We start from the raw sequence: 25,537 nt of genomic DNA, 5'->3' as shown, positions 1-25,537 counted from the left end.
CTCGTTGAGCGAAAAACCAACGTGGACAAATAGTAACGCAGCCGTTTACGCAACTGTAATGAAGATTAGGCTCATGCCTATATCCTAAAAGGCATCTGTCTCCTAGAGTGATTCCTTTGTCCCACCAGAAATTGGATAGTCATGAATCACTCGGTACGCCCTCTGCCCGCCCTGCGTTGCCTTCTCGCCGCAAGCTTTTTGATCGCCGCCTCGGCTCAAGCTGCTCCCACCGCGGACCTGACAATCATCGGCCGCATCACCCCGCCTTCGTGCAACCTTGAACTGGCTGGCGGGGGAATACTGAACTTCGGTGAGCACGCGTTCAACTCACTCGCTCACGACGGCACCAAACTGGATTCCAAGACCATCGGCCTGAACATCACCTGCAACGGCAAGACGCGCGTGGGCCTGCACGTTGTAGACAACCGCGCCAGCAGCAAAGTTCTGAAGGCCTCGTTGAACGTCAATGCGTGGGGCTCAACCAACGCCACCATCAACGACCCGTTCATCTTCGGCCTTGGTTCCGTTGCCGGTGCCGACGACACGCAGATTCCTATCGGCGGCTACATGTTCGGTTTCAAGGAAGGCGACGTCCAAGCCGACGACACCAAGGCCACCGTCCTCTACAGCGCGGACAAGCGCACTTGGCTTGCCGAAGCCATACAGCGGCAGTTCATCAGCCCCAATTACACCTATGCGTTCTTCCTGGGTTCGCCGGGCGCCGGCGCCACGCCGGCAGCGGTCGCTTCGGTAACCGGCTCGCTTACCGTCACCCCGACGATCAACCGCGCTGCCGCTCTGCCGACCAGCACTGCCATTGACCTGAATGGCAGCGCCACGATCTCGCTGGTCTACCTGTAAACGCATTGCATAGGGCGCGCTGTGGCGCCCTGTCGCAATCGAACAAACCCTTAAAACAAGCGCGGCGTCCGGCTGTGCGGCCTTCAACGGCCGCACAGCGCCGCTGCCATTGCATAACGCCAGGGCCAGCTCGCTCGCTGTCTTCCGTGGACGGCATTTGTTCACATCAGGAACGTTCATCATGAAAAACCAATTCTTCGTCGGCGTGGCCTTTGCCACGCTGGCTGCCGCATCGCACGCTGCTGGCAATAGTGACCTCAATGTGACGGGCAAACTCATGCCACCGGCATGCAATGCTCATTTCGGCGGCAACGCAACGCTGGACTTTGACGTCATCGCGTTCAACGCCTTGGACAACAATGGCACGAACCTGGGCAGCAAAGACACCGCCCTGCAGATCAACTGCGGCGGGCCCACGCGCGTCAGCGTTGTCGCGCTGGATAACCGGGCAGGCTCGGGCATCACGATCCAGGAGGCCCCGAACCTGAACTGGCCGTACCAAAACCCCGAAAACGGCAGCAAGTATTCCTGGGGCCTGGGCTTTGCGGACGGCCAAAAAATCAAGACCGGCGCCTTGATCGGGCTGATCACCCCCGCTACCACCACGGTCGATGGCGTGCTGCTGACCACGGCCGGTGCGCAGAAGGTCCTTGCACGCCCCACGGGCAGCAGTAGCTGGTCGTTGGCGTCGTCGCATTACTCCCTGAACCTCAGCCCTGACCTCGAATACTCGTTCGGCCCGATTGGCGGCCCCGCCGTCCCGATTACGAACGCGCAATTGACAATGGGGCTCACGCCCATGATCGCCCAACCGGCGACCTTGCCGTCCGCGAACGAAATTCCGTTGGATGGGTCGATCACGTTCACTTTGCGTTACCTGTGAATACGTTCCAGTGGCATACGCACGATCGTGACCATGTTTGCTGACAGGATGACAACCGCACCACGTCTTTTCGCCTGCTTGGCCCTGGCCGCTGCAAGCAGCACGCATGCCGCGACCGGCCAAGCGAACCTGGTCATCGCCGGTCAACTCACTCCGCCAGCTTGCAATTTGGGGGTTGGCGGAGGGGGTGCCATCGATTTCGGCACGTTGCCGTTTCAAAGCCTGAACCACAACGGCACGTTGCTGCCCGAAGAGCGCCCCCGCTTGGAAATCGTTTGTGGCGGCCCGACGCGCGTCGCGTTCACGGTCCATGAAAACCGTCCTGACAGTGCCATTACGCATCAGGAAGCCAGCGCCGCCGGCATGCCCTGGCCTTATCAAAACCCGGTGAACGGCGCACCCCATGCTTGGGGGCTCGGCCGTATCGATGATGTCAAGATCGGCGCCGTCGTACTGCTGGTGCGCCCCCAGGCCACTGTTGTTGATGGCGTTCCGCCCTTCCTGAGCACGTCCATGGTTCTATCCCGTCCCAGCGGCAGCACAAGCTGGCCGGTTCAATCGGCCGTGGACACCATCAACTTGAATCCCACGGATGAGTACTCATTCGGCAAAGACGCCTCCGCCATGCCAATCACGACCGCGTCCGTGACGCCTGGCGGTGATACCCGTGCTGAACAGAACCGCGGCTTTGCCGACGTCCAAGGAAATCCCGCTTGATGGTTCGGTGACGTTCACGTTGCGCTACCTGTAGCCGCACAGCCGCCCGCAATACAAAAAGGCCCCCGACTTCATCGAAGTCGAGGGCCTTATGTATTTCATACGCACCGATCGGATCGGTACAACGTGGAGGGCAATTGCCTTGCCATCAGTATTCTTGGCGGACAGAGGGGGATTCGAACCCCCGATACGCTTTTGACGTATACACGCTTTCCAGGCGTGCGCCTTCAACCGCTCGGCCACCTGTCCTAATCGACACTTTTCGGCAGCCAAAAAGACGCTGCGAAAATTGCGAATCCGCGATTCTAGCAGGTTTCGAAGTAGCGAGGCAAGCCAGGGAAGAAACGGGGACGCACCACACGTTCGCCGTGGTGCGTCCCGGCCTTTAGTGCGCGGCGGGCGGTTCCTGTTCGCGGTAAGAGCTGACGGTGCCGTCCGGCTCAGTCTCTTCAAGGCGGACCTTGAAGCCCCACAGGCGCGCCAGATGCTTCATCACCTGCTCGGCGTCATCCCCGGCCAAGGGGCGGCCACGGCTTTTCAAATGCCGCAGCACCAAGGAACGGTCCGAATCGCGATTGAAGCGAACCACCTGGATATCGGGCACCTGGTTGTCGCGATTGTGCTGCGCGGCCAACAGCCGGCGGATGTCGCGATAGCCTTCGTCGTTGTGGATGGCAGCCACTTCCAGCTTCGGGTTGGCTTGATGATCCGAGATGGCAAAGAAGCGGAACTCCCGGATCAGGCGCGGCGACAGGTACTGCGAAATGAAGGACTCGTCCTTGAAGTTGCGCATGGCGAAGTCCAACGTTTTTTGCCAGTCGCCGCCCGCGATGTCGGGGAACCAGCGGCGGTCCTCGTCGGTGGGGGCTTCGCAGATGCGGCGGATGTCCGTCATCATGGCAAAGCCCAGCGCGTACGGGTTGATGCCGCCATAACCCCGCTCGTCGAAGCCGCGCTGGCTGACCACGTTGGTATGGCTTTGCAGAAACTCCATCATGAAGCCGTCGTTGACCAGTCCTTTTTCATGCAAGCGGTTCAGGATCGTGTAGTGCCAGAACGTGGCCCACCCTTCGTTCATGACCTTGGTCTGCGTCTGCGGGTAGAAGTACTGGGCGATCTTGCGCACGATACGCACCAGCTCTTTCTGCCACGGCGCCAGCTTGGGCGAGTACTTCTCAATGAAGTACAGCAAGTTCTCTTCGGGCTCGGGGGGGAACGCGGGCGTTTCCGTGCGCGTGTCCTTGTCCGTTTCCAAGCGAGGCAAGGTGCGCCACAGGTCGTTGTATTGCAGCCGCGCATGTTCCTTACGCTCGGCTTGGCGCGCGGCCTCTTCCTTCAGCGACATGGGCGCCGGACGCTTGTAGCGATCAACCCCGTGGTGGGACAGCGCGTGGCAGGAATCCAGCAGCGCCTCGACGGCGTCGATGCCGTAGCGGTCTTCACACGACATCACATACTTGCGCGCGAACACCAGATAGTCCAGCACGCCATCGGCGTCGGTCCATTGCCGGAACAGGTAATTGCCCTTGAAGAACGAGTTGTGACCGTAGCAGGCGTGCGCAATCACCAGGGCCTGCATCGTCATGGAGTTTTCTTCCATGAGGTACGAGATGCAGGGGTTGGAGTTGATGACGATTTCGTAAGCCAGGCCCTGCATGCCGCGCCGATAGTATTGCTCGTTGCGGATGAATTCCTTGCCGTACGACCAGTGCGGATAGCCGATGGGCAGGCCGGCCGACGCATAGGCGTCCAGCATTTGTTCCGAGGTAATCACCTCGATCTGGTTCGGATACGTATCCAGGCCGTACTCGGCCGCGACCTTGGAAATCGCGTCGTCATAGGACTGGATCAGTTCGAACGTCCATTCGGAACCTTGGGAAATCGGCCGAGCCCCGGCGGCCGATTTCGGCTCCACGAGAGCACCCACGATGGCATTCATGCGGTTTCCTTCTTGAACAGGTCATGGAACACGGGAAAGATTTCGCCGCGATCGCAGATGCGCCGCATAACGAAATGCGGCTCCAGCTTCTGTTCATACTCGGCCCACAGGCTGCTCTTGCGAGCCTCTTGCGAGTCGGGAATTTCGATATAGGCGAAATACCGTGTCGACGGCAGCAAGTGTTCCGCCAGGAAGCGCGCGCTTTTACCCGCGTCGGCGCCAAACGAATCGCCGTCACTGGCTTGCGCCGCGTACACGTTCCACGCCGAAGGCGGATAGCGCTTTTCCAGAATTTCGCGCATCAGTTCCAATGCCGACAACACAATGGTGCCGCCGCTCTTGGGGTCGTAGAAGAAGGTCTGCTCATCGACTTCCTCGGCGTTGTCGGTGTGGCGGATGAAAACCAGGTCCACGTGTTCGTACTTGCGCGACAGGAACAGATACAGCAGCGTGAAGAAGCGCTTGGCCAGGTCCTTCTTGCCTTCGTCCATGGAACCGGACACGTCCATCAGGCAGAACATGACTGCGCGCGCCATCGGGATGGCCACGGACACGCGATTGCGATAGCGCAGGTCAAGGTCATCCAGGAACGGAACACGGGCAAGGCGCTCGCGGCAGTCTTCGACGTCCTGCTCCAGCGTGCGGATCGTCGCGGTGGGCGCACCCGCCGCGCGCGCATCGGCCAAGGCCTTTTCCGCGTCTTCGAGATCGGCGCGGGCTTTTACGTTCAGTGAAACCCGACGGGCCAGCGATGACTTGAGCGTACGGCTGATGCTCAACATGCTGGGCGAACCGGTCGTGGTGTAGCCCGCGCGCTGCCACTTCTTTTGGCTGACTTCGCCCAACTGGTTGCGCGCCAGATGCGGCAGTTCCAGGTCCTCGAAGAACAGATTCAGAAACTCGGCCCGCGACAGGCTGAAGGTAAATTGGTCGACCGATTCCCCTTCGCCCGGCTCGGACCCACCCTCGCCTTGGCCTCCCTGCGGCCGGTCGATGGTGTCACCCTTGGCAAACTCGCGATTGCCAGGGTGGACCATTTCGCGGTCACCGCCCGATCCGTGCCGGAAAGTCGGCTCGGAAATATCCCGGGCGGGCAGGTTGATCTCTCCGCCTTGATCCATATCCTGAATGGAGCGGTCACGGATCATCCCGTGAACCGCCTTGCGGATCTGGTCCTTGTAGCGCCGCAAAAAACGCTCGCGGTTGACGGCGCTTTTATTGCGCCCGTTAAGACGGCGATCGATCAGTGAATTCATGATTCACCTCGCTCAGGAAGACTTCCTCACTCGGAGGTACCACTCGCACAGCAGCCTGACCTGCTTTTCCGTGTAGCCCTTTTCCACCATGCGATCCACAAAGCTCTGGTGTTTCGTTTTGTCCTCGGCCGAAGCCTTGGCGTTGAACGAAATCACTGGCAGCAGATCTTCCGTATTCGAGAACATCTTCTTCTCGATCACTTCGCGCAGCTTTTCATAGCTGGTCCAGGTCGGGTTGCGGCCATTGTTATTGGCGCGCGCCCGCAGCACGAAGTTCACGATCTCGTTGCGGAAGTCCTTCGGGTTCGCAATACCTGCCGGCTTCTCGATCTTTTCCAGCTCGTCGTTCAACGCGCTGCGATCGAAGCTTTCGCCCGTTTCCGGATCACGGAATTCTTCGTCCTGAATCCAGCAGTCGGCAAACGTGACGTAGCGGTCAAAGATGTTCTGGCCGTACTCCGAATACGACTCAAGATAGGCGGTCTGGATTTCCTTGCCGATGAATTCCGCATAACGCGGCGCCAGGAACCCCTTGATGAATTCAAGATAGCGACGGCGAATTTCTTCCGGATAGTCTTCGCGCCCGATACGTTGCTCAAGCACATACATCAGATGCACGGGGTTGGCCGCTACCTCGGTCTGGTCATAGTTGAAGACGCTGGACAGGATCTTGTACGCGAAACGCGTCGACACCCCATTCATGCCTTCATCGGTGCCCGCGTAGTCCTTGTACTCTTGCAGCGCCTTGGCCTTGGGGTCCACGTCTTTCAGGCTTTCGCCGTCATAGACGCGCAACTTGGAATAGATGCTGGAGTTTTCAGGTTCCTTCAGACGCGTCAGCACCGAGAACTGGGCCATCATATCCAGCGTTCCCGGCGCGCACGGTGCGGCCGACAACGAGCTGTGATGCAACAGCTTTTCGTAGATGCGGACTTCTTCAGACACCTGCAAGCAGTACGGCACCTTGACGATATAGATACGATCAAGGAACGCTTCGTTGTGCTTGTTGTTGCGGAAGGTCTGCCATTCGGATTCGTTCGAGTGGGCCAGGATCGTGCCGTTGAACGGAATCGCGGAAAAGCCTTCGGTGCCCTTGAAGTTGCCTTCCTGCGTGGCCGTCAGCAGCGGGTGCAGCATCTTGATCGGGGCCTTGAACATTTCGACGAATTCCAGCAGCCCCTGGTTCGCCAGGCACAAGCCGCCGGAGTAGCTGTAAGCGTCCGGGTCGTCTTGCGAATGTCGATCCAGCTTGCGGATGTCGACCTTGCCGACCAGCGAGGAAATGTCCTGGTTGTTTTCGTCGCCCGGTTCGGTCTTGGCGATGGCCACTTGACGCAACACCGACGGGTTCAAGCGCACGACACGGAATTGCGAGATGTCGCCGTCGAACTCCTTCAGCCGCTTGACCGCCCACGGCGACATGATGCCCGTCAGGTACCGGCGCGGAATGCCGTATTCCTTTTCAAGCGTGTCGCCAAAGCGTTCCGGATGGAACAAGCCCAGCGGCGATTCATTGACGGGGGAACCCTTCAGGGCATAGATGGGATAGCTTTCCATCAGGGCCTTCAGACGTTCGGCGATGGACGACTTACCGCCACCGACGGGGCCCAGCAGATAAAGGATTTGCTTGCGCTCTTCCAGCCCTTGCGCGGCGTGTTTGAAGAACGCGACGATCTGACCGATCACGTCCTCCATGCCGTAGAACTCCTGAAACGCCGGATAGCGCCGGATGGTCCGGTTGGAAAACAAACGGGAAAGACGTGGGTCGTTGCGCGTATCCACGACTTCGGGTTCGCCGATCGCCGCCAGCATGCGCTCAGCGGGGCTGGCATACGCCATGGGATCACGTTTGGCGAGGTTCAGATATTCCTCAAGAGAAAGCTCTGACTCCTGCTCTCTTGCATACTGCGACTTGAAGCCTTCGACGATGTTTTGCACGGAAACCTCCTACAACACGCGAAAAATTCACTACGCCTACGTGTCCCCATTGTGCCTAAGTGCCGACGCTTTACCAGTCAATCTCGCGTTTGGCGTTTTCGGCCAGTTGTTATGTTGCTTTCGCCACACATCAACCATGAAGCACGGTCGGACCCTTTCCAGTTAGGCTGCAAGCGCCTGACACAAGTTCCGTCAGGGAATGCAACTTACGTGAATAAGTTAACTCGCTCATCTTCAGCATATTGCTATGGCAGCCATGCGTGGTGCGACCGCACATGAAATGGACGGCAATGATTTGAAGGGATGAGCGATATCCCGGTGGATTCTTATGATTCGAGCAGTAGCTCGATGCGTCCGCCATGCGATGGCGGCGAACGTTCTGAAGAGCGCGTTGCGCTTCATTCAGCAGCGTGCCGGTCGGTTATGAAACAGCGCCGATACTGCGGCACGGGAATCCGTGGTGACGTGGGCGCATAGCACTTTGCGGTGATGGCCGCAGGCAGGAAGCGCCAAGTCATGTGTCTATGCTAAAGCCAATTGACGGTTTTGTGGCAATTCATTTGGCGTAATGATCAAAATCGTAATGCGGGTTTTCAGCAAGCAAAGGAGCGAGCAAACAGTCGCAAACTTTGCCGCAATTGCCGTGCCGGAAACGACGCAAAGCATCGTCAATGCGTCGTGAAAAACGCGATTGGCAGCCGCCTGTGACGAGTGCTAGCACCTTGCCTTGAACGTGCGACGATGTTCAAACCAAGACCGCATCAAACCGACGTCGGCAACGCCACGCGCTGCATCAGCTCGCGCCAAGTGGCTTGCACGCGAGCACGCAAACGCAGGTCCGCGCCCACCATGACGCTGTCGATAAATTCGTAGCGGTGCGCGGCATCCAAGTGCTCAAGCATGGGCAAACGGACCATGCCCGCCGCGTCGCCAAGCAGGACAGGCGCCAGATACAACAGCAATTCGTCGACGCAGCCCGCGCCGACCAACGCGCCGCTCAGGCCTGCACCAGCCTCGACGTGAACTTCGTTGAACTCTGCTTGCGCGAACCAGCGCATCATGCCGCCAAGGTCCACGCGACCCGGCACGGCCCCCGGCATGTGGATGACGCGCGCGTTCTTGTCGGCCAGCCGTGAGGCCTTGGCGGCATCTTCGCGCGCGGTGAACAGAATCACTGGCCCCCCATCGAACAGGCGGGCATCTTCGGGAATGGCAAATTGGCCATCAACGACGGCTTTGCGCGGCTGGCGCGGTGTGTCGACGTCGCGCACGTTCAGCAGCGGATTGTCTTTCAACACGGTGCCCATCCCGGTCAGCACGACGCAACTGCGCGCGCGCCACCGGTGGCCATCCGCACGGGCTTGCGGGCCGGTAATCCATTGCGACATCCCGTTATGCAGCGCGCTGCGCCCATCCAGCGACGCCGCCATCTTCATCCACACCCAGGGCAAGCCGCGGCTCATGCGCGAAATAAAACCGGCATTCAACGCAAGCGCTTCTTGAACGCACACGCCCGTCGTCACGTGGATGCCGGCGGCGCGCAAGCGCGCCAGCCCCTGTCCGTTGACCAGCGGGTTGGGGTCGCCGATGGCGACGACCACGCGCGCCGGCCGGGCCGCCAGCACGGCGTCAACACAAGGCGGTGTGCGCCCGAAATGGCTGCAGGGCTCAAGCGTGACGTAGATCGTGGCGCCTGTTACGTCGTGGCCACGCGCCTTGGCGTCACGCAACGCGCCGATTTCGGCATGAGGGCCGCCTGGAGGCTGCGTAGCGCCCTCTCCCAGCACTTGCCCATCGCGCACGATGACGCAGCCTACGCGCGGGTTCGGCGCGGTGGTGTAAAGCACGCTTTCGGCCAGCGCCAGGGCGCGGCGCATCCAGGAAATATCGTCGGATTCGCTTGGGTGTGTCATGGCGGAATTGTATGTCCGGCGACGCGCATGCGGTCGTTCCGGCAGGCCGCGGATAGGGGTAAGCTGCTGCCACGGACCTCGCGACAGGAATGTCCGTTTTGGGCCGATAACTGGCCCGGGAATGGCTCGCCGGGCGCCGCAAGGCGTCGCAGAATACCGCTACCCCCTCAAAAACCCTAGGCCTGGAGGCCGGACCATGAAACAAGCACTGATCGTCATCGACGTCCAAGAGTCTTTTCGGCAACGTCCGTTTTGGGACGAAACCGAGTACCCCGCGTTCGTGACGCAGCTCCAAGGCCTGATCGATTCGGCGCGCGCCAAAGACATTCCGGTGCTGCAGGTGTTTCACAAAAGCCCGTCGGACGACGCCTCCAACCCCTTCTCGCTGGCTTCGGGACAAGTCAAAACGCTTGCCGAGCTCCGCATTTCGCCCACGGCCGTTTTCCACAAAACCGTGCATTCGTCGCTGTTTGCGGTTGATGCCAACGGCGCAACGCTGCACGATTGGTTGCGTGAAAACGGGGTGGAAGGCGTCATCGTCAGCGGCATCCGCACCGAACAATGCTGCGAAACCACCTCGCGCCACGCCAGCGATGCGGGTTTCAAAGTGGTGTTTCCGACGGACGCCACGCTGACCTTCGCGATGCAAAGCCCTTCGGGCAAGCATTACAGCCCGGCCGAGATTCGCGACCATACCGAACTGGTACTGAACGGCCGCTTCGCGCGCATTGCGCGGGCAGCGGACGCGCTGGCGGGCTGAAACGAGGCAGGGCACCCATGATTCCGGTGTATTTCGTTCTACCGCGCGGCATTGTTCTCCTGGACCTGGCGGGGCCGGCGGAAGCGTTCCGCGTGGCCAACAAGCTGTGCCCGGGTACGTTCGAACAGCACTTTTGCGGACCCTCACCGGAAGTGGAAAGTGGGATTACGGGCTTGCATCTGGCCCGCATCCGGCCACTGCCGGCGACGCTGCCAGCCAATGCGCTGGTCATTATTTCGGGCGTGGTCGGCCAACACACCCGTCTGGAGGACCCCGACGCGCACGCCATCATCAAGTGGCTGGCCGTCCGCCATCCCGCCGACGGCTTCACGCTGATGACGGTGTGCGCGGGCGCGCTGTTTGCGGCCTCGGCGGGGCTGACCCGCCAGCGCGACTGCACCACCCACCACTCATGCCTGGCGCAACTGAGCAGTATTGATCCCAGCGCCCGCGTGCATGACAACCGCATCTTCATCGAAGACGGCAACCTGGTCAGCAGCGCGGGCATCACCGCCGGCATCGACCTGGCGCTGCATATGGTCGCGCGTCACTGCGGGCCGCGCGTGGCCAGCGAGGTCGCGCGCGAGATGGTCGTCTACCAGCGCCGCGCGGGCACCGATACCGCGCTGTCGCCATGGCTGGAACACCGCAGCCACATGCACCCCACCGTGCACCGCGTGCAGGACGCGGTGATTCGCGATCCCGCCGCGCCATGGTCCGCGCAATCGTTGGCGGACCAGGCGTACACCAGCCCTCGGCACCTTACCCGGCTGTTCCGTGAGCATGCCGGCTGCACACCGATGGATTACCTGTACCAGATCCGGGTGGCGCTGGCGCGCGACTTGCTGCGTGAAACCCGGCTGGACCTGGAGCGTGTGGCCGAAAAATCCGGGTTCGGATCTGCCCAGCACATGCGCCGCGTTTGGCGCAAATTTCAGCCCCAATCCCCCAGCCTGGCGCGTTCGGCGCCCATGCAATAGCGGCGCCGAAGCGCCGCTGTTTCACCGCCATATCGCCACCGCCCGACAACGCCGGCCTGCGAACGTCGACTTATTCCTTGCGCAACTTGCCTGGCAGCAGTGGCCCCTGCATTTCACGGATGGCCTCGACGAATTCGCCGATGTCCTCGAAGCTTTTGTAGACCGAGGCAAAGCGAACGTACGCCACCTTATCCAGCTTGCGCAGTTCGTTCATGACCAGCTCGCCGATATGTTCCGACGGCACTTCGCGTAGCCCGCTGGCCAGCAATTGCTCTTCGATGCGTGCGACCGCGGCGTCCACGTCTTCAGTACTGACGGGTCGCTTGCGCAGGGCCAGGCTCAGGCTGGCGCGCAGCTTGACGGGATCGTAGTCGCTGCGGCTGCCATTGCGCTTCACGATGGAAGGCATGGCAAGTTCCACCCGTTCGTAGGTGGTGAATCGCTTGTCACAGGACAGGCAACGGCGGCGGCGACGGATGGCGTCGCCCTCTTCCGACACCCGGCTGTCGACGACCTGCGTTTCGGCATTGCCGCAAAATGGACACCGCATGTGTGTTCCCTATAGGCACGAATGGCAAAATTTGAGCATATTGTAACGACGCGCCCATGGGAAGCGCCGACAGGGATTAATTTGTCCCTAATATTTTCGATGAATGGCGCGAGGATACCGCAGTGCCGCGCAAAGCAAAGGGACGGCGCCTTGCGGGGCCGTCCCTTTATCCGTCGCCCGCGCGGCAAACCACGCAGGCTGATTGCTTACCGCGTATGGCTTAACGCTTGCCGTACACGGGCAGGCGCGAGGTCAACTCGTTGACGCGGGCGCGCACGGCGGCGATGTTGGCTTCGTCGCGCGGGTTGTCCAGCACGTCGGCGATCAGGTTGGCGGTGAGTTCGGCGTCGGCTTCAGTGAAACCGCGCGTGGTCATGGCCGGGGTGCCCAGGCGGATGCCGCTGGTCACGAAGGGCTTTTCCGGGTCGTTCGGGATGGCGTTCTTGTTGACCGTGATGTGGGCCTGGCCCAGCACGGCTTCCGCTTCCTTGCCGGTGATGCCCTTGGAGCGCAGGTCGACCAACATGACGTGGCTTTCTGTACGGCCGGACACGATGCGCAAACCGCGCTTGACCAGCGTGTCGGCCAGCACCTTGGCGTTCTTGACCACTTGTTGCGCGTAGTCCTTGAAGCCGGGTTCCAGCGCTTCCTTGAAGGCCACTGCCTTGCCGGCGATGACGTGCATCAGCGGGCCGCCTTGAATGCCGGGGAAGATGGCCGAATTGATGATCTTCTCGTGCTCGGCCTTCATCATGATGACGCCACCGCGCGGGCCGCGCAGCGACTTGTGCGTGGTCGACGTGACGAAGTCGGCATGGGGAACCGGATTGGGATAGGCGCCGCCGGCGACCAGGCCCGCGTAGTGGGCGATGTCGACCATGAACAGCGCGCCGTTTTCGCGGGCGATGCGGGCCATGCGTTCGAAGTCGATGTGCAGGGCGTATGCCGACGCGCCGGCCACGATCAGCTTGGGCTTGTGTTCCTTGGCCAGCTGCTCGACTTGCGCGTAGTTCAGGACTTCATTTTCGTCCAGGCCGTACGAGATGAAGTTGTACAGCTTGCCGGAAGCGTTGACCGAGGCGCCGTGCGTCAGGTGGCCGCCTTCAGCCAGGCTCATGCCCAGCACGGTGTCGCCCGGCTTGAGCACGGCCATGTACACGCCCTGGTTCGCTTGCGAGCCGGAGTTCGGTTGTACGTTGGCGGCTTCAGCGCCAAAAATCTGCTTCAGGCGGTCGATAGCCAGTTGCTCGACCACATCCACGTATTCGCAACCGCCGTAGTAACGCTTGCCCGGGTAGCCTTCGGCGTACTTGTTCGTGAGCTGCGTGCCTTGGGCTTCCATGACGGCCGGGCTGGCGTAGTTCTCCGAAGCGATCAGCTCGATGTGCTGCTCTTGGCGAACGTCTTCCTTCTGGATGGCGGCCCAAACGTCCGGGTCAGCCTTGGACAAGGTAAGGTTGCGGTCAAACATGACGGGGGATTCCTGAGGCGGTAAGAGAGGAGAAAGCAGTGTCGGGTGGGTAAACCCGAAGAATTTGCGTAGTTTACCGCGTCAACCAGAATCAATTGCCGCCAAAATGCGCCGAAGGCAGGCAATTTTCGGCCGACGGGCGCGAAAACCACGGCACAGGCTGACGGCGGGAAATCGCGCTCATACCGACTTGAACAAGATTCATGCAAGGCGCCGCATAAAAAAAGGGCCGCACTCAACCGCGGCCCTTTTGGTTTTTGCAACGGCGTCAGGTCGCTGACGTTGCGCCGATCTGTTTAGGCGCCAGCCGCGGGTTCAGCGTGTAGGTGCCCGTGACCGAAGCCTGCGCCAGCACGTGCTTTTGCATGGCGCGCAGCGCGTCTTCGCCGGTGAATGAACCGTTCAGGTTCAGGCTCTGGACGTCCAGCGCATACAGCGTGAACACGTAGCGGTGGACGATGGAATCGTTCCAGGGCGGGCACGGGCCGTCGTAGCCGAAGTAGTCGCCGCTCATGTCGTGGTCGTTGGCGAACCAGGACGAATACGAGTTGATGCCCTGGCGGGCGTCCATCGGCGCCAGCGGGCCGCCTTTTCCGCGCGGGGTAATTCCATTGGAGAACGCGCCTTCGTCGATTTCGCGAAGATCCGCTGGCAGGTCCACCAGGACCCAATGGAAGAAATCAACGCGGGGCAGGTCGGCGGGCACTTCGCGGCCTTCCTGGTTGACGTCATCGGGCTGCGACGGCACGTCCGGATCATGGCAGATCAACGCAAACGACTGCGTTCCCGCCGGGACGTCGTCCCACGAAAACTGCGGGTTGTGGTTGTCAGCCAGCGCGACGTGCGATTGCGCATCGACTTTGCCGAACGCATAACGCTCGGGAATCGACTCGTGATCGGAAAAAGACAAACTCGAAAGTTTCATGTCGTGCTCCTTGAAATGCCGCAAAGGCGTACCAGCCTTCGTCCGTACCCTCAGCGTATCAAAACTTCGCAATCATGGGTTCAAGTTAACACGCGCGAACTTGCGCTTGCCCACTTGCACCACGTAGGTGCCCGCAGGCAATTGCAACGATTTATCTTCCACCCGATCGCCATTGACGCGCACCCCGCCTTGCTCGACATTGCGCTGCGCCTCGGAACCGGATGCGACCAGGCCGGCCTCGCGCAGCAGCTTCAGGATGCCGACGGGCGCCCCGCCGATATTCACTTCGGGCATGTCTTCGGGGATGGCGCCGTCACGGAAGCGCGCCTCGAACGAGGCCAGCGCGTCGTCCGCCGCCTTGGCCGAATGAAAGCGCGTGATGATTTCCTGAGCCAGCATGACTTTGGCATCACGCGGGTTGCGGCCGCCATCCGTCTCTTGCTTGAGGGCAGCGATGTCTTCCAGCGAGCGGAACGACAGCAGTTCGAAGTAGCGCCACATCAGCGTGTCCGAAATGGACATCAGCTTGCCGAACATCGAATCGGGCGACTCTGAAATACCGATGTAGTTGCCCTTGGACTTGGACATTTTCTCGACGCCGTCGGTACCGACCAGCAGCGGCATCGTCAAAATGCACTGGGGCTCCTGGCCATATTCCTTTTGCAGCTCGCGCCCGACCAGCAAGTTGAATTTCTGATCGGTGCCCCCCAGCTCCAGATCGGACTTCAGCGCCACGGAGTCATAGCCCTGCATCAACGGATACAGGAATTCGTGCACCGAAATCGGGATGCCACCCTTGAAGCGCTTGGTGAAATCCTCGCGTTCCATCATGCGGGCAACCGTATAACGGGACGCCAGCTGGATCATGCCCCGAGCACCCAGCGGATCGCACCATTCGGAGTTGTAGCGGATCTCGGTACGCGCCGGGTCCAGCACCAGGCTGGCCTGCGCGTAATACGTCTTGGCGTTGGACTCGATCTGCTCGCGCGTGAGCGGCGGGCGGGTGCTGTTGCGGCCGCTGGGATCGCCGATGGTCGAGGTGAAATCGCCGATCAGGAAGATGACGTTGTGGCCAAGGTCCTGCAACTGGCGCATCTTGTTCAGCACCACCGTGTGGCCCAGATGGATGTCGGGCGCGGTGGGGTCCAGCCCCAATTTGATGCGCAGCGGCACACCGGTGGCGCGGCTCTTTGCCAGCTTGCGCGCGAATTCGGATTCAACCAGCAGTTCGTCGCAACCGCGCTTGGCTATACGCAGATCAGCTTCGACTTCAGGAGTGATAGGGGCTTCAGAGGGAGACATGGCAGGGGGACCAAAGCGGCTTCAGCCGACAAAAAGGTGTAAAAAGTGACGAAAACTATCGAAAATTCTAGCCGAATCAGCTAGGATACCGCCCAATCATACGCAACTGCCATATATACGCAGTTGTGGTTCGGTCTACCACCCGTTGTTCACAAGATGCGCCCCGCGCCAGCCCTTGCCCCGGATATCGTGGCGCGCGGGGGCCGTTCGTGTCACGCACCCTGCGAGCTCATGCCACCTGAGAGGGTATCTTCACGATGAATCGTGGCCTCCACGAACTGGCGAGTAGCATCAAGCGCAAAGTTGCTGCCCTGTTTGCGCCCGTTGAGCCCAAGCCGCATCGCTCGGGACTTTTCCGTCGCACTGTTCTCGTCACCGCTATTGGTCTGTTTGCCGGCGCCGCCGCCCTGGGCATGGTGCAGCAACCCGACCGCTCCGAACTCCCCCCGTCCCGCATCATCCAGAGCGTTCTGCCGCTGACAGCCGAACAGGTCGAAGTCAGCACGCCCAGCGCCGCGCCGTACATCAGCGAAACCCGCATTCGCTCCGGCGACACGCTGGCCGCGGTGTTGCAGCGCCTGGAGCTGGACGCGCCCAGCCTGCAAACGTTCCTGACGCATGACCCCAGCGCCCGCAGCATCTACAAGCTGTACCCGGGCCGCTCGGTGCAAGCCGCCACGGACGAACAGGGCAACCTGATCTGGCTGCGTTACATCCACACGCCGGGCAACGAGACCGACGGCCAGGTCGTCACGCGCATGCTGCACGTCGCCCCTGCCGGCGACACCTACAAGGCCGAGGAAGTCACCGAAAGCACCGAGCGCCAGACGCGCGTTGCCGTGGGCACGATCAAGTCGTCGCTCTTTGGCGCGACCGACTCCGCCGGCATTCCGGACTCGGTCACCATGCAGATGGCCGACATCCTCAGCGCCAAGATCGACTTCCTGCGAGACCTGCGCCAAGGCGACCAGTTCCGTGTGGTCTACGAAGTCCGCTCGCACGACGGCCGCTATGCCGGCGCGGGCCGCGTGCTGGCCCTGGAATTCATCAACGACGGCAAGACCTACAACGCCGTCTGGTTCAGCCCTGACGAAAAATCCGGTTCGTACTACGACTTCGACGGCACCAGCCTGCGTGGCGCGTTCCTGCGCACCGCGTTGAAGTTCAGCCGTATCAGCTCGACCTTCGGCATGCGCATGCATCCCATCCACAAAACGTGGACGGGTCACAAGGGCGTGGACTACGCGGCGCCTTCGGGCACGCCGATCCACTCCACGGCGGATGGCACGGTCGAGTTCTCGGGCTGGCAGAACGGTTACGGCAACGTCGTCATCGTGAAGCACCACGGCAAGTATTCGACGCTGTACGCGCACCAGAGCCGCATCGCCGAAGGCATTACCAAGGGCGCCAAGATCTCGCAGGGGCAACTGCTGGGCTATGTCGGTTCCACCGGCTGGGCCACCGGCCCGCACCTGCACTACGAGTTCCGCGTGGACAACCAGCCGATCGACCCACTGGCGGTGGACCTGCCCGTTGCTCGTGCCCTGGAACCGGCGGAAGTCCGTGCATTCAACAATGCCGTGGCGCCCTACAAGCAACAGATCCAACTGCTGACGCAATTCCAGCAGACACTGCCCGACGCGTTGACCAACGTGGCCAGCCGCTAGGCGGCCAGATCCGCAAACGTCCAGAAAGGCGGCCCGCGCACACTCTGCCGGCCGCCTTTTTCTTTTTATCGAGGCGCCCGTGAACTCCCCTTCAACCGCATCGCCCGCACACCAGGGGCTTTATATCGGCTTGATGTCCGGCACAAGCGTCGACGGCGTGGACGGCGTGCTGGTGCGCCTGGGCGACTCCCAGGCCCCGCAGGTGCTGGCCAGCGCCAACCTGCCCATGCCGGAAAACCTGCGGCGCGAGCTCTTGGCGCTGAACGTTTCCGGCAACGATGAGCTGGCTCGCGCCGCCTTGGCCGCCAATGCGCTTGCCCGCTTGTATGCGCAAGCGGTTTCCGCCCTGCTTCAGGACGCCGCAGCGGATGCCACCGACGTGATCGCCATCGGCGCGCACGGCCAGACCGTCAGGCACCGACCCGATAGCGGATATACGGTGCAATTGAATGCGCCCGCGCTGCTTGCAGAACTGACCGGGATCGACGTCGTAGCGGATTTTCGCAGCCGCGATGTGGCCGCCGGGGGCCAGGGCGCGCCGTTGGTGCCGCCCTTTCACGCGGCGATCTTCGGCACGCCGCATGGCCGTGCCGTCCTCAACCTGGGCGGTATCGCCAACGTCACCCTGCTTGTTCCTGGCCAGCCCGTGCGTGGCTTCGATACCGGCCCCGCGAACGTGTTTCTGGACGCCTGGTGCCAGCGTCACCTGGGCCAGCCGTACGACGCAGACGGCCGCTGGGCCGCCACCGGCCAGGTGGTGGCGCCGCTGCTGGAACAGATGATCGCCAGCGAACCGTGGTTTGCGCTGCCCGCGCCCAAGTCCACCGGGCGCGACCTGTTCAACCTGCAATGGCTTGATGATCGTCTGGCGGCCTTTGACGGCCCAAAGCCCGCGCCCCAGGACGTGCAGGCCACGCTGCAACGCTTGACCGCCCGCACCGTGGCAAACGCCATCGATGCCGCGGCGGCGGGCACGCAGGACGTCTTCGTATGCGGAGGAGGCGCGCGCAACGCGGGCCTGATGCAAGAGCTGGCGTACTGCCTGCAACGGCCCGTACAGCCAACCGACGCGCTGGGCGTGCCGGCACAACAGGTCGAGGCATTGGCCTTTGCGTGGCTGGCGCAGGCGTTCGTGCAGCGGCGGCCGGCCGGGCATCCCGCCGTGACGGGTGCACGCGGGCCGCGAATTCTGGGCGCGCTGTATCCGGCCTGATCGCCCAATCACTGCAATGCAAAAAGCCCTTCGGCGTGCCGAAGGGCTTTTACTTTCCTGCCAGGGTTATTACACCGAGAACGAGGAACCGCAGCCGCACGTGGTGCTGGCGTTGGGATTGCGGATGACGAATTGCGCGCCTTCCAAGTCTTCCTTGTAGTCGATTTCGGCACCGACCAGGTATTGGAAGCTCATCGGGTCAACCAGCAGTTGGACGCCGGCCTTGTCCAGCACGGTGTCGTCTTCGTTGACGACTTCGTCAAACGTGAAGCCGTACTGGAAACCCGAACAGCCGCCACCTTGGACAAAGACGCGCAGCTTCAGGTCAGGGTTGCCTTCTTCGGCCAGCAAATCCTTCACTTTGGCGGCAGCCGAGTCGGTAAAGACCAAGGGCACAGGCGGGGCGGCCTGAAGATCGACGGTTTCGGTTACTGCATTCATGGTTCACTCCTGGCCGGGTCGGCCATATTTCGGTGAGCGGCAACGGCGCTCGCATAGTGTCACTATAGCGCAGGGCTTGACTAGACTCAAAGTTCCAGTTTGACACTTCGCGACGCGCGGACGGTTTCGCCTTCCAGGACGCTGACGGTCACGCTTTCGGGGACAAATCCCTCGGGTACGGCCAGGATGCCCTGGCTGCGTTGGTACTGATCGAACTGCAACGCCAGCGAGGCGGCCGTGGTGGTTTCGCCTGTAGTCGTTACCGGGCCGGTCTCGGCCTTGACCTGCATCGGCGCCAGGTCGACGGTAACGGTTTCGCCCTTGAGCACGCCCGTGGCTTGAAACCGCAACGCGCCCGCAAACGGCGTGCCGCCATTGCGGCCGCTGCGCATCAACAACACTTTGTAGCGCAGGCCGCCGCCTTCACGGTCGATCTGCACGCCCCGGATATCCACCGACCCTTCCGGGCCCGCAGGCAATAATTGTTCGTAGAACGCCAGCTGGTCGCGCACCCGCCCGACCTCGGCCTGGGCGACGCGCAACTGCGTTTCAAGCTCTTGACGCGCCGACCGCTCAATGACGAGCTCGCCGTCCGCCGTATCCAGCTGGCTTTGCGTGTAGCGCAGCTGGGCGTTTTGCTGGCGCATGGCCTCTGCCTGCGCCTCGGCCTGTTGTGTACTGATCACCAAGGCGTCCGGCGGACGAGCCTGCCGCAGCGCATAGCCGTAACCGACGGCGCCTCCCAGCAGCACGCCGAACAGCAGCCCGGCAACGATGCGCAGCATCCCGCCTGCTGGGCGGGATGGCGAGTGGGAGGACGGGGCGTCGACGGACATAAAGCGCGCAGGGCCGGCCACTTGCGCCGCCGGCCCGTGCAAAGCCTCAAGGCAGGATTGCCACCTGATCCAGGCCCGTGGATTCGGTAAACCCGAACATCAGGTTCATGTTCTGCACGGCCTGGCCGGCAGCGCCCTTGACCAGGTTGTCCTGCACGACCATGACGATCAGCAGGTCACCGTTGTCGGGGCGGCTAAGGGCGATGCGCAGGTTGTTGGATGCGCGTACCGACCGGGTCTCGGGCAGGCTGCCGGCGGGCATGACGTCAACAAAAGGCTCGTTGGCGTAACGCTCTTCGAACAGGGCCTGGAAGTCCGTGTCGCGCGCTTCGGGCAGGATGCGCGCGTACAACGTCGAGAACATGCCACGGATCATCGGCACCAGATGCGGCACGAAGGTCAGACCGACCTTGCCACCGGAGATCTTTTCCAGCTGCGACGAAATTTCCGGGTGGTGACGGTGACCCGACACGCCGTACGCCTTGAAGTTGTCGGACGCTTCGGAGAACAGCGAGCCAACCTCGGCCTTGCGCCCGGCGCCCGACACGCCCGACTTGCAGTCGGCGATCAGGGATTGCGTGTCGACCAGGGCCTTGCCGCCTTCCAGCAACGGGGCCAGGCCCAGCAGCACGGTGGTCGGGTAGCAGCCGGGGTTGCCGATCACGCGCGCCTTGGCGATGGCTTCGCGGTTCAGCTCAACCAGGCCGTACTGGGCTTCAGCCAGAATTTCGGGGCACGTGTGGGGGATTTTGTACCAACGTTCGAACGTCGGGATGTCCTGCAGGCGGAAGTCCGCCGCCAGATCGATGATGCGGGTTCCGGCGGCCAGCAGCTCTTGCGCTTGCGCCATCGCCACCCCGTGCGGGGTCGCGAAGAACACCACGTCGCATTCGGTCAGCGACGCCTTTTCCGGCGCGGAGAAGGCCAGATTCACGCGACCGCGCAGGTTCGGATACATATCAGCGACCGGCAAGCCGTCTTCCTTGCGGGACGTGATGGCGGTCAATTCCACATTGGGATGCTGCGACAGCAAGCGCAGCAGCTCGACGCCGGTATATCCGGTGCCGCCGACAATACCAACCTTGATACGGGTATTCGATGCTTGGGCCATGATAGGTATGAACTCTTCGTAGGACGAAAACAGATTGTATCGCCCGGAGAATACAGGGTTGCGCCGACGCGAGCATCGCGTGGAACGATCTGGACTCATCCGACCGAAAAAGGCGGCGCGGAGTTCCGCGTTGCAGAAGGCGGGCGGGACAAATCGGACACCCATCCGCCATCAATGCCCATAAACAAAAAACCCGCCGAAGCGGGTTTTTTGCAGCAACATTAACGCTTGCTGAACTGCTTGCGACGACGTGCCTTGCGGAAGCCGACCTTCTTACGTTCGACTTCACGGGCATCGCGGGTCACAAAGCCAGCTTGCGACAGTGCGGGCTTCAGGGTCGCGTCGTAGTCGATCAGGGCACGCGTGATGCCGTGACGGACTGCGCCAGCCTGGCCGGTTTCGCCGCCGCCGTGGACGTTGACTTTGATGTCAAACGATTCCAGGTGGCCGGTCAGTTCCAGCGGTTGGCGCACGATCATGCGACCAGTTTCGCGGGCGAAGAAATCGTCAACGGGCTTGCCGTTGACAACGATCTTACCCGTGCCCTTCTTGATGAAAACGCGAGCCACCGAAGTTTTGCGACGGCCGGTTCCGTAATTCCAGTTACCGATCATGGCGTTTCCTTAGATATCCAGCGTCTTGGGCTGCTGGGCGGTGTGCGGGTGCTCGGCACCAGCATAGACCTTCAGCTTCTTGATCATGGCGTAGCCCAGAGGACCCTTGGGCAGCATGCCCTTGACGGCCTTCTGAATGGCGCGACCGGGAAAACGCTCTTGCATTTTCTCGAAGTTCGTTTCGCGGATACCGCCCGGGTACGTGGTGTGGCGGAAGTACTTCTTGTCCTTCGCCTTGGTACCGGTAACGACGATATCGGAAGCGTTGATGATGACGATGTAATCGCCAGTATCAACGTGCGGCGTGAATTCAGGTTTGTGCTTGCCACGCAGACGACGTGCGACTTCGCTGGCCACACGACCGAGGACTTTGCCCTTGGCGTCGATCACAAACCAGTCACGTTGGACTTCATGCGGCTTGGCCACAAAGGTCTTCATGATGGTTCCTAAGAATAAAAAGTTCTTGCTGACTAGAACGTCTAGCCAGTGTTCTTTCCCCAACTGGGCAAAAACCAAAAACCTGATGAACCGCAACCCAAGGATTCGGTTCGGGGTTTTGCCTTTATCGACGTCCCGCCTAAGCGTTATTACCCGCCCGTGCAATAGTCAAAATGAGGGAAAGCCTGAAATTCTAACACGGCTGCTCAAAGATTGGGCAAGCGAAAAGAAGTCAGGTGGCGGCTGGCCGCAAGCAACGTTGCAGCCAGCGCACAGAAAAATCCAGGGACAAATCGCCCGCGCCCGGGCCGGCCAGAGCCCGGCGCGCTCAGGCGCCCAGGTAGGCTTCCAGCACGCGCGGGTGGCCCAGCAGTTCGCGGCCCGTGCCGGTCAGCGCCATGGCGCCGTTTTCCAGCACATACCCGCTTTGCGCGATCTTCAGCGCCTGACGCACGTTCTGCTCCACCAGGAACAGGGTCAGCCCATCGGCGTTGATGGCGCGCAGCGAACGGAAAATTTCCTGCACGACGATCGGCGCCAGGCCCATGGACGGCTCGTCCAGCAGCAGCAGGCGCGGCTTGGCCATCAGGGCCCGGCCAATCGCCAGCATCTGTTGTTCGCCACCCGACAGGTTGCCGGCGATGCCCGTGATCCGTTCCTTCAGGCGCGGAAACAGGTTGAACACGTATTCCAGGTCGGAAGCCACGTTCTTCAGGCCACGGCGATACGCGCCCAGCTCCAGGTTTTCCAGCACCGTCATGGTGGTCAGGATGGCGCGGCCTTCCGGCACCTGCACGATCCCGCGCGCCACCAGTTGGTGCGGCGCCAGGTTGGTGATGTCTTCGCCTTCGAACAGGACGCGGCCGCGCGCCTTGGGCAACAGGCCCGACAGCGCCAGCAGCGTGGTGGACTTGCCGGCGCCGTTGGCGCCGACCAGGGCGGTGATCTCGTTGGCGTTCAGGTCCAGGTCGATGCCGCGCACGGCTTCGATGTGGCCGTAGTTGACTTCGAGTCCGCGGACTTCAAGCATTGCGCTCATTGTGCAGCCTCCGCGCAACGCGCTACGGTATTCATCTTGGGAGCAGCCCGGCGACTCATTTGGCGGCCTCCACTTGTTCGGTGTCTTCGTCGTCTTCGCGGCCCAGATAGGCCTCGATGACCTGCTCGTTGTTGCGGATTTCGTCGGGGCCGCCGCAAGCGATGATCTTGCCAAAGTTCAGCACCGCGATGCGTTCGCACAGGCCCATGACGAAGCGCATATCGTGTTCGATCATCAGGATGGTGTAGCCGCGATCCCGAATGGCCAGGATCTCGCGCATGAGCTCGGCGCGTTCGCCGGTATTCATGCCCGCGACCGGCTCGTCCAGCAGCAGCAGCTTGGGCTCGGTGGCCAGCGCGCGCGCCAGCTCCAGGCGGCGCTGTTCGCCGTAGGACAGGTTGTCGGCCAGATCGTTTGCCTTGTGATCCAGGCGCATCCACGTCAGCAATTCGTGCGCGCGCTCGCGGGCACGTTTTTCGTGCTCGCGGTAACCCGGCAGGCCCAGCAGCAGGCTGGGAAAGCCGTAGTTCATGTGCCGATAGGCGCCCACCACCACGTTTTCCAGCAGCGTCATCTCTTTGAAGAGACGAATATTCTGGAACGTGCGGGCGATGCCCATGCGCGTGATGCTGTGCGGCTTCTTGGACAGGACGCTTTGGTCGTTGAACGTGATGGTGCCGCCGCTGGGCGGCAACAGCCCGGTGATCAGGTTGAACACCGTGGTCTTGCCGGCGCCGTTCGGGCCGATCAAGCCGAAGATGGAACCCTCGGGCACCGACAGGTTGACGTCATGCAGCACATGCAGGCCGCCGAAGCTCTTGGAGACGGAAGAAAGCTCAAGCATGGCGCTTGCCTCCCTGGCCGCCCCGGCCTTGACGCATCCAGCGCTTGAAGCGCGCCGGATCCCAGATGCCCTGCGGCAGGAACAACACAATCACCACCAGAATCACTCCGTTGGCGACCAGGCGCAGATCCGCAAAACCGCGCAGCAGCTCGGGCAACACGGTAATGATGAAGCTGCCCAGCACGGGACCGGCCAAACCGCCGATGCCGCCCAGGATGGCCATGGTCAGGATTTCAACGCCACGGTCGAAACCGTATTCATTGGGACCGATGAAGAAGGTCAGGTGCGCGTTCAGCGCGCCAGCCAGACCCGCGATCATCGCGCCGGCCACGAAGGCCAGCATCTTGTTGGCGCGCACGTCGATGCCCATCAAGCCGGCCGCCGTTTCGTCGCCACGAATGGCGTCGAACGAGCGTCCGATCTTGGAGGCGCGCACGCGCCACAGCACGAACAGCACGATGACGACCGCCAGCACCACATGCCACCACTGCGTCAGCTGCGGGATGCCGTTCAGCCCCAGCGCGCCGCCGGTAATGGATTCGGTGTTCAGGATGGTGACGCGCACCACTTCGCCAAAGCCCAGCGTGGCCATGGCCAGGTAGACCCCGGACAGGCGCAAGGTTGGCAAACCGATCAACGCCGCCACCAGCGCGGGCGCGGCCATGCCCCCGGCCAGCGCAACCGAGAACGGCGCGTCGTAGTTCATGGTGAGCAGCGCGGCGGTGTACGCCCCGATGCCCATGAAGGCGGCGTTGGCCATGGCCAGCATGCCGCAGGCCAGGGTCAGCCAGATGGAGAGGGCCAGCAATGCGTTGGTGCCCAGCGTAAGCACCAGGTTGCCGTAAATGGCCCAGAAGTTTTCGAATCCGCTCATTCTTTAAGCCTTGCGTTGAACCACTTTGCCGAACAGACCTTGCGGGCGCACCAGCAGGATCAGGAACAGCAGGCCGAATGCCACCGCGTCGCGCATGGTGGAGCCGATGTAGGCCACCGACAGCACCTCGGCGAATCCCAGGAACAGACCGCCCAGCATGGCGCCGCGTATGTCGCCCATGCCGCCCAGGATGATGACCGCGATGCCCTTGTGCAGCATCGGCTGGCCCATCAGCGGGAACAGCGCGTTCGAATACAGGCCGATCAGCACGCCGGCCACGCCACCCAGGGCGGCGGCAGCGAACGAGGTCGTGACGAACAGCTTTTCAACGTTGATGCCAAGCAGCCAGGCGGCCTTGGGCGATTCGGCGATGGCGCGCAGCGCGCGGCCGAACTGCGTGCGGCGCATGACGTACATCAGCACGGCCATCAACGCGAACGACAGGAAGATGATGCCCAGCTCGATCACGGTCAGGTGCAGGCCGGCGACCTCGATCACTTCCTCGGGCACGGTACCGTGCGGAAAGCGCAGGTTGCTGGCGCCAAAGATGCTCTGGGCGCCGTTATTCAGGATGATGCCCACGCCAATCGTGGCGATCATGGGGATCAAGTGGGGTGCGTTGCGCTTGCGCAGCGGCTTGAGGACCAGGTAATCGATGATGACCCCGGTGAAGCCGGCCACAAAGAACGCGACCATCAGCGCCGCCCACAAGGGCAGGCCGAATTGCTGAACCACGAACAGTGCCGCGTAGGCGCCAACCATGAAGACGGCGCCATGCGCCAGGTTGATCACCCCGAGCACGCCGAAGATCAGCGTGAAGCCCAGCGCGAACAGTGCATACACACAGCCCAGCGACAAGGCATTGACGAATTGTTGTTCGAACATGATGGGACTTTCCAGATCTATGAGGGCCCCATGCAGCGCCCACTGCATGGCCTGACGCCGCCCGCGAAGACGGCATGGCT

The 25,537-nt window shown here is 61.8% G+C and carries 24 protein-coding genes and 1 tRNA gene; 7 read left to right on the top strand and 18 right to left on the bottom strand.

The features are described from left to right. Window positions 1-141 precede the first annotated feature (141 nt). From DVB37_RS02895 to DVB37_RS02885, 3 genes are all read left to right on the top strand, one after another. Complete coding sequence (locus DVB37_RS02895; RefSeq protein ID WP_052946066.1) at window positions 142-861, top strand: DUF1120 domain-containing protein; 720 nt, start codon at window positions 142-144, stop codon at window positions 859-861. A gap of 181 nt (window positions 862-1,042) precedes the next feature. Further along, window positions 1,043-1,744, top strand: a complete 702-nt coding sequence (locus tag DVB37_RS02890) for a DUF1120 domain-containing protein (protein ID WP_046806120.1) — start codon at window positions 1,043-1,045, stop codon at window positions 1,742-1,744. Window positions 1,745-1,777: 33 nt separating this feature from the next. Further along, window positions 1,778-2,461 (top strand): DUF1120 domain-containing protein, encoded by a 684-nt coding sequence (locus tag DVB37_RS02885; RefSeq protein ID WP_120153778.1) that lies wholly within the window; start codon window positions 1,778-1,780, stop codon window positions 2,459-2,461. A gap of 158 nt (window positions 2,462-2,619) precedes the next feature. On the opposite strand, the gene DVB37_RS02880 is transcribed toward DVB37_RS02885, so the two are convergent. The 5 genes from DVB37_RS02880 to ribD all read right to left on the bottom strand — a co-directional run bounded on the left by DVB37_RS02880 (window position 2,620) and on the right by ribD (window position 9,471). Next, window positions 2,620-2,710 (bottom strand) — tRNA-Ser (locus DVB37_RS02880). 136 nt (window positions 2,711-2,846) lie between these two features. Next, window positions 2,847-4,400 (bottom strand): SpoVR family protein, encoded by a 1,554-nt coding sequence (locus DVB37_RS02875; RefSeq protein ID WP_120153776.1) that lies wholly within the window; start codon window positions 4,398-4,400, stop codon window positions 2,847-2,849. Continuing rightward, on the bottom strand, window positions 4,397-5,656 hold the full coding sequence (locus DVB37_RS02870) for a YeaH/YhbH family protein (protein ID WP_120153774.1): 1,260 nt from the start codon (window positions 5,654-5,656) through the stop codon (window positions 4,397-4,399). The genes DVB37_RS02875 and DVB37_RS02870 overlap by 4 nt, the downstream gene beginning before the upstream one ends. A gap of 12 nt (window positions 5,657-5,668) precedes the next feature. After that, complete coding sequence (locus tag DVB37_RS02865) at window positions 5,669-7,585, bottom strand: PrkA family serine protein kinase (RefSeq protein ID WP_370512763.1); 1,917 nt, start codon at window positions 7,583-7,585, stop codon at window positions 5,669-5,671. A 770-nt stretch (window positions 7,586-8,355) separates the two neighbouring features. Continuing rightward, entirely contained in the window at window positions 8,356-9,471 is a 1,116-nt protein-coding gene (ribD, locus tag DVB37_RS02860; RefSeq protein ID WP_185975398.1) for a bifunctional diaminohydroxyphosphoribosylaminopyrimidine deaminase/5-amino-6-(5-phosphoribosylamino)uracil reductase RibD, read from the bottom strand. 232 nt (window positions 9,472-9,703) lie between these two features. Here ribD and DVB37_RS02855 point away from each other — a divergent pair, with 232 nt between their 5' ends. Together DVB37_RS02855 and DVB37_RS02850 are read left to right on the top strand one after the other, a co-directional pair. After that, window positions 9,704-10,267 (top strand): cysteine hydrolase family protein, encoded by a 564-nt coding sequence (locus DVB37_RS02855; protein WP_120153772.1) that lies wholly within the window; start codon window positions 9,704-9,706, stop codon window positions 10,265-10,267. A 17-nt stretch (window positions 10,268-10,284) separates the two neighbouring features. Continuing rightward, on the top strand, window positions 10,285-11,247 hold the full coding sequence (locus DVB37_RS02850) for a GlxA family transcriptional regulator (protein WP_120153770.1): 963 nt from the start codon (window positions 10,285-10,287) through the stop codon (window positions 11,245-11,247). A gap of 70 nt (window positions 11,248-11,317) precedes the next feature. Here the strand turns inward: DVB37_RS02850 and nrdR are convergent, their stop codons facing one another. The 4 genes from nrdR to tyrS all read right to left on the bottom strand — a co-directional run bounded on the left by nrdR (window position 11,318) and on the right by tyrS (window position 15,495). Further along, window positions 11,318-11,797, bottom strand: coding sequence for a transcriptional regulator NrdR (gene nrdR, locus DVB37_RS02845; protein ID WP_046806113.1), 480 nt, complete (start codon window positions 11,795-11,797; stop codon window positions 11,318-11,320). Window positions 11,798-12,017: 220 nt separating this feature from the next. After that, window positions 12,018-13,268 carry a serine hydroxymethyltransferase gene (gene glyA / locus DVB37_RS02840; protein ID WP_046806112.1) on the bottom strand — a complete coding sequence of 417 codons (1,251 nt, stop codon included), beginning with the start codon at window positions 13,266-13,268 and terminating at the stop codon, window positions 12,018-12,020. Between the two features lie 268 nt (window positions 13,269-13,536). Then, window positions 13,537-14,193 carry a YbhB/YbcL family Raf kinase inhibitor-like protein gene (locus tag DVB37_RS02835; RefSeq protein WP_104145164.1) on the bottom strand — a complete coding sequence of 219 codons (657 nt, stop codon included), beginning with the start codon at window positions 14,191-14,193 and terminating at the stop codon, window positions 13,537-13,539. A gap of 72 nt (window positions 14,194-14,265) precedes the next feature. Then, the gene (gene tyrS / locus DVB37_RS02830) at window positions 14,266-15,495 is read right to left on the bottom strand and encodes a tyrosine--tRNA ligase (protein WP_120153768.1); all 1,230 of its coding nucleotides are present in this window, start codon (window positions 15,493-15,495) and stop codon (window positions 14,266-14,268) included. A gap of 257 nt (window positions 15,496-15,752) precedes the next feature. Between tyrS and DVB37_RS02825 the strand changes: the two genes are divergently transcribed. Together DVB37_RS02825 and DVB37_RS02820 are read left to right on the top strand one after the other, a co-directional pair. Further along, a complete protein-coding gene (locus DVB37_RS02825; protein WP_120153766.1) occupies window positions 15,753-17,162 on the top strand; it encodes a peptidoglycan DD-metalloendopeptidase family protein in 1,410 nt (469 codons plus the stop codon). Between the two features lie 133 nt (window positions 17,163-17,295). Then, the gene (locus DVB37_RS02820; protein ID WP_240434125.1) at window positions 17,296-18,375 is read left to right on the top strand and encodes an anhydro-N-acetylmuramic acid kinase; all 1,080 of its coding nucleotides are present in this window, start codon (window positions 17,296-17,298) and stop codon (window positions 18,373-18,375) included. A gap of 69 nt (window positions 18,376-18,444) precedes the next feature. On the opposite strand, the gene erpA is transcribed toward DVB37_RS02820, so the two are convergent. The 9 genes from erpA to DVB37_RS02775 all read right to left on the bottom strand — a co-directional run bounded on the left by erpA (window position 18,445) and on the right by DVB37_RS02775 (window position 25,457). Continuing rightward, window positions 18,445-18,816, bottom strand: a complete 372-nt coding sequence (erpA, locus tag DVB37_RS02815; RefSeq protein WP_006217313.1) for an iron-sulfur cluster insertion protein ErpA — start codon at window positions 18,814-18,816, stop codon at window positions 18,445-18,447. 86 nt (window positions 18,817-18,902) lie between these two features. After that, on the bottom strand, window positions 18,903-19,652 hold the full coding sequence (locus DVB37_RS02810; protein WP_371683101.1) for a DUF6776 family protein: 750 nt from the start codon (window positions 19,650-19,652) through the stop codon (window positions 18,903-18,905). A gap of 46 nt (window positions 19,653-19,698) precedes the next feature. Further along, window positions 19,699-20,763, bottom strand: a complete 1,065-nt coding sequence (gene argC, locus DVB37_RS02805) for an N-acetyl-gamma-glutamyl-phosphate reductase (RefSeq protein WP_046806107.1) — start codon at window positions 20,761-20,763, stop codon at window positions 19,699-19,701. 221 nt (window positions 20,764-20,984) lie between these two features. After that, window positions 20,985-21,377 carry a 30S ribosomal protein S9 gene (rpsI, locus tag DVB37_RS02800; protein ID WP_006217310.1) on the bottom strand — a complete coding sequence of 131 codons (393 nt, stop codon included), beginning with the start codon at window positions 21,375-21,377 and terminating at the stop codon, window positions 20,985-20,987. Between the two features lie 9 nt (window positions 21,378-21,386). Then, window positions 21,387-21,815, bottom strand: a complete 429-nt coding sequence (gene rplM / locus DVB37_RS02795; RefSeq protein WP_006217309.1) for a 50S ribosomal protein L13 — start codon at window positions 21,813-21,815, stop codon at window positions 21,387-21,389. 328 nt (window positions 21,816-22,143) lie between these two features. After that, a complete protein-coding gene (locus tag DVB37_RS02790; protein WP_046806106.1) occupies window positions 22,144-22,854 on the bottom strand; it encodes an ABC transporter ATP-binding protein in 711 nt (236 codons plus the stop codon). 55 nt (window positions 22,855-22,909) lie between these two features. After that, window positions 22,910-23,698, bottom strand: coding sequence for an ABC transporter ATP-binding protein (locus DVB37_RS02785; RefSeq protein WP_120153760.1), 789 nt, complete (start codon window positions 23,696-23,698; stop codon window positions 22,910-22,912). Further along, window positions 23,691-24,572 (bottom strand): branched-chain amino acid ABC transporter permease, encoded by an 882-nt coding sequence (locus tag DVB37_RS02780; protein WP_046806104.1) that lies wholly within the window; start codon window positions 24,570-24,572, stop codon window positions 23,691-23,693. The genes DVB37_RS02785 and DVB37_RS02780 overlap by 8 nt, the downstream gene beginning before the upstream one ends. A gap of 3 nt (window positions 24,573-24,575) precedes the next feature. Beyond that, the gene (locus DVB37_RS02775; protein WP_046806103.1) at window positions 24,576-25,457 is read right to left on the bottom strand and encodes a branched-chain amino acid ABC transporter permease; all 882 of its coding nucleotides are present in this window, start codon (window positions 25,455-25,457) and stop codon (window positions 24,576-24,578) included. Between the last annotated feature and the right edge of the window lie 80 nt (window positions 25,458-25,537).

This window comes from Achromobacter sp. B7 (assembly GCF_003600685.1).
Taxonomy (GTDB): Bacteria; Pseudomonadota; Gammaproteobacteria; order Burkholderiales; family Burkholderiaceae_B; genus Achromobacter; species Achromobacter spanius_B.
The sequence above is the reverse complement of the archived record's forward strand: the minus strand, read 5'-3'. Positions and strand labels throughout refer to the sequence as shown.

What these genes read in the sequence shown, in the direction of transcription:
- DVB37_RS02895 (WP_052946066.1), top strand. Translation starts at nt 142, where the DNA reads ATGAATCACTCGGTACGCCCTCTGCCCGCCCTGCGTTGCCTTCTCGCC.
- DVB37_RS02890 (WP_046806120.1), top strand. Translation starts at nt 1,043, where the DNA reads ATGAAAAACCAATTCTTCGTCGGCGTGGCCTTTGCCACGCTGGCTGCC.
- DVB37_RS02885 (WP_120153778.1), top strand. Translation starts at nt 1,778, where the DNA reads ATGTTTGCTGACAGGATGACAACCGCACCACGTCTTTTCGCCTGCTTG.
- DVB37_RS02875 (WP_120153776.1), bottom strand. Translation starts at nt 4,400, where the DNA reads ATGAATGCCATCGTGGGTGCTCTCGTGGAGCCGAAATCGGCCGCCGGG.
- DVB37_RS02870 (WP_120153774.1), bottom strand. Translation starts at nt 5,656, where the DNA reads ATGAATTCACTGATCGATCGCCGTCTTAACGGGCGCAATAAAAGCGCC.
- ribD (WP_185975398.1), bottom strand. Translation starts at nt 9,471, where the DNA reads ATGCGCCGCGCCCTGGCGCTGGCCGAAAGCGTGCTTTACACCACCGCG.
- DVB37_RS02855 (WP_120153772.1), top strand. Translation starts at nt 9,704, where the DNA reads ATGAAACAAGCACTGATCGTCATCGACGTCCAAGAGTCTTTTCGGCAA.
- DVB37_RS02850 (WP_120153770.1), top strand. Translation starts at nt 10,285, where the DNA reads ATGATTCCGGTGTATTTCGTTCTACCGCGCGGCATTGTTCTCCTGGAC.
- nrdR (WP_046806113.1), bottom strand. Translation starts at nt 11,797, where the DNA reads ATGCGGTGTCCATTTTGCGGCAATGCCGAAACGCAGGTCGTCGACAGC.
- glyA (WP_046806112.1), bottom strand. Translation starts at nt 13,268, where the DNA reads ATGTTTGACCGCAACCTTACCTTGTCCAAGGCTGACCCGGACGTTTGG.
- DVB37_RS02835 (WP_104145164.1), bottom strand. Translation starts at nt 14,193, where the DNA reads ATGAAACTTTCGAGTTTGTCTTTTTCCGATCACGAGTCGATTCCCGAG.
- tyrS (WP_120153768.1), bottom strand. Translation starts at nt 15,495, where the DNA reads ATGTCTCCCTCTGAAGCCCCTATCACTCCTGAAGTCGAAGCTGATCTG.
- DVB37_RS02825 (WP_120153766.1), top strand. Translation starts at nt 15,753, where the DNA reads ATGAATCGTGGCCTCCACGAACTGGCGAGTAGCATCAAGCGCAAAGTT.
- DVB37_RS02820 (WP_240434125.1), top strand. Translation starts at nt 17,296, where the DNA reads ATGTCCGGCACAAGCGTCGACGGCGTGGACGGCGTGCTGGTGCGCCTG.
- erpA (WP_006217313.1), bottom strand. Translation starts at nt 18,816, where the DNA reads ATGAATGCAGTAACCGAAACCGTCGATCTTCAGGCCGCCCCGCCTGTG.
- DVB37_RS02810 (WP_371683101.1), bottom strand. Translation starts at nt 19,652, where the DNA reads ATGTCCGTCGACGCCCCGTCCTCCCACTCGCCATCCCGCCCAGCAGGC.
- argC (WP_046806107.1), bottom strand. Translation starts at nt 20,763, where the DNA reads ATGGCCCAAGCATCGAATACCCGTATCAAGGTTGGTATTGTCGGCGGC.
- rpsI (WP_006217310.1), bottom strand. Translation starts at nt 21,377, where the DNA reads ATGATCGGTAACTGGAATTACGGAACCGGCCGTCGCAAAACTTCGGTG.
- rplM (WP_006217309.1), bottom strand. Translation starts at nt 21,815, where the DNA reads ATGAAGACCTTTGTGGCCAAGCCGCATGAAGTCCAACGTGACTGGTTT.
- DVB37_RS02790 (WP_046806106.1), bottom strand. Translation starts at nt 22,854, where the DNA reads ATGAGCGCAATGCTTGAAGTCCGCGGACTCGAAGTCAACTACGGCCAC.
- DVB37_RS02785 (WP_120153760.1), bottom strand. Translation starts at nt 23,698, where the DNA reads ATGCTTGAGCTTTCTTCCGTCTCCAAGAGCTTCGGCGGCCTGCATGTG.
- DVB37_RS02780 (WP_046806104.1), bottom strand. Translation starts at nt 24,572, where the DNA reads ATGAGCGGATTCGAAAACTTCTGGGCCATTTACGGCAACCTGGTGCTT.
- DVB37_RS02775 (WP_046806103.1), bottom strand. Translation starts at nt 25,457, where the DNA reads ATGTTCGAACAACAATTCGTCAATGCCTTGTCGCTGGGCTGTGTGTAT.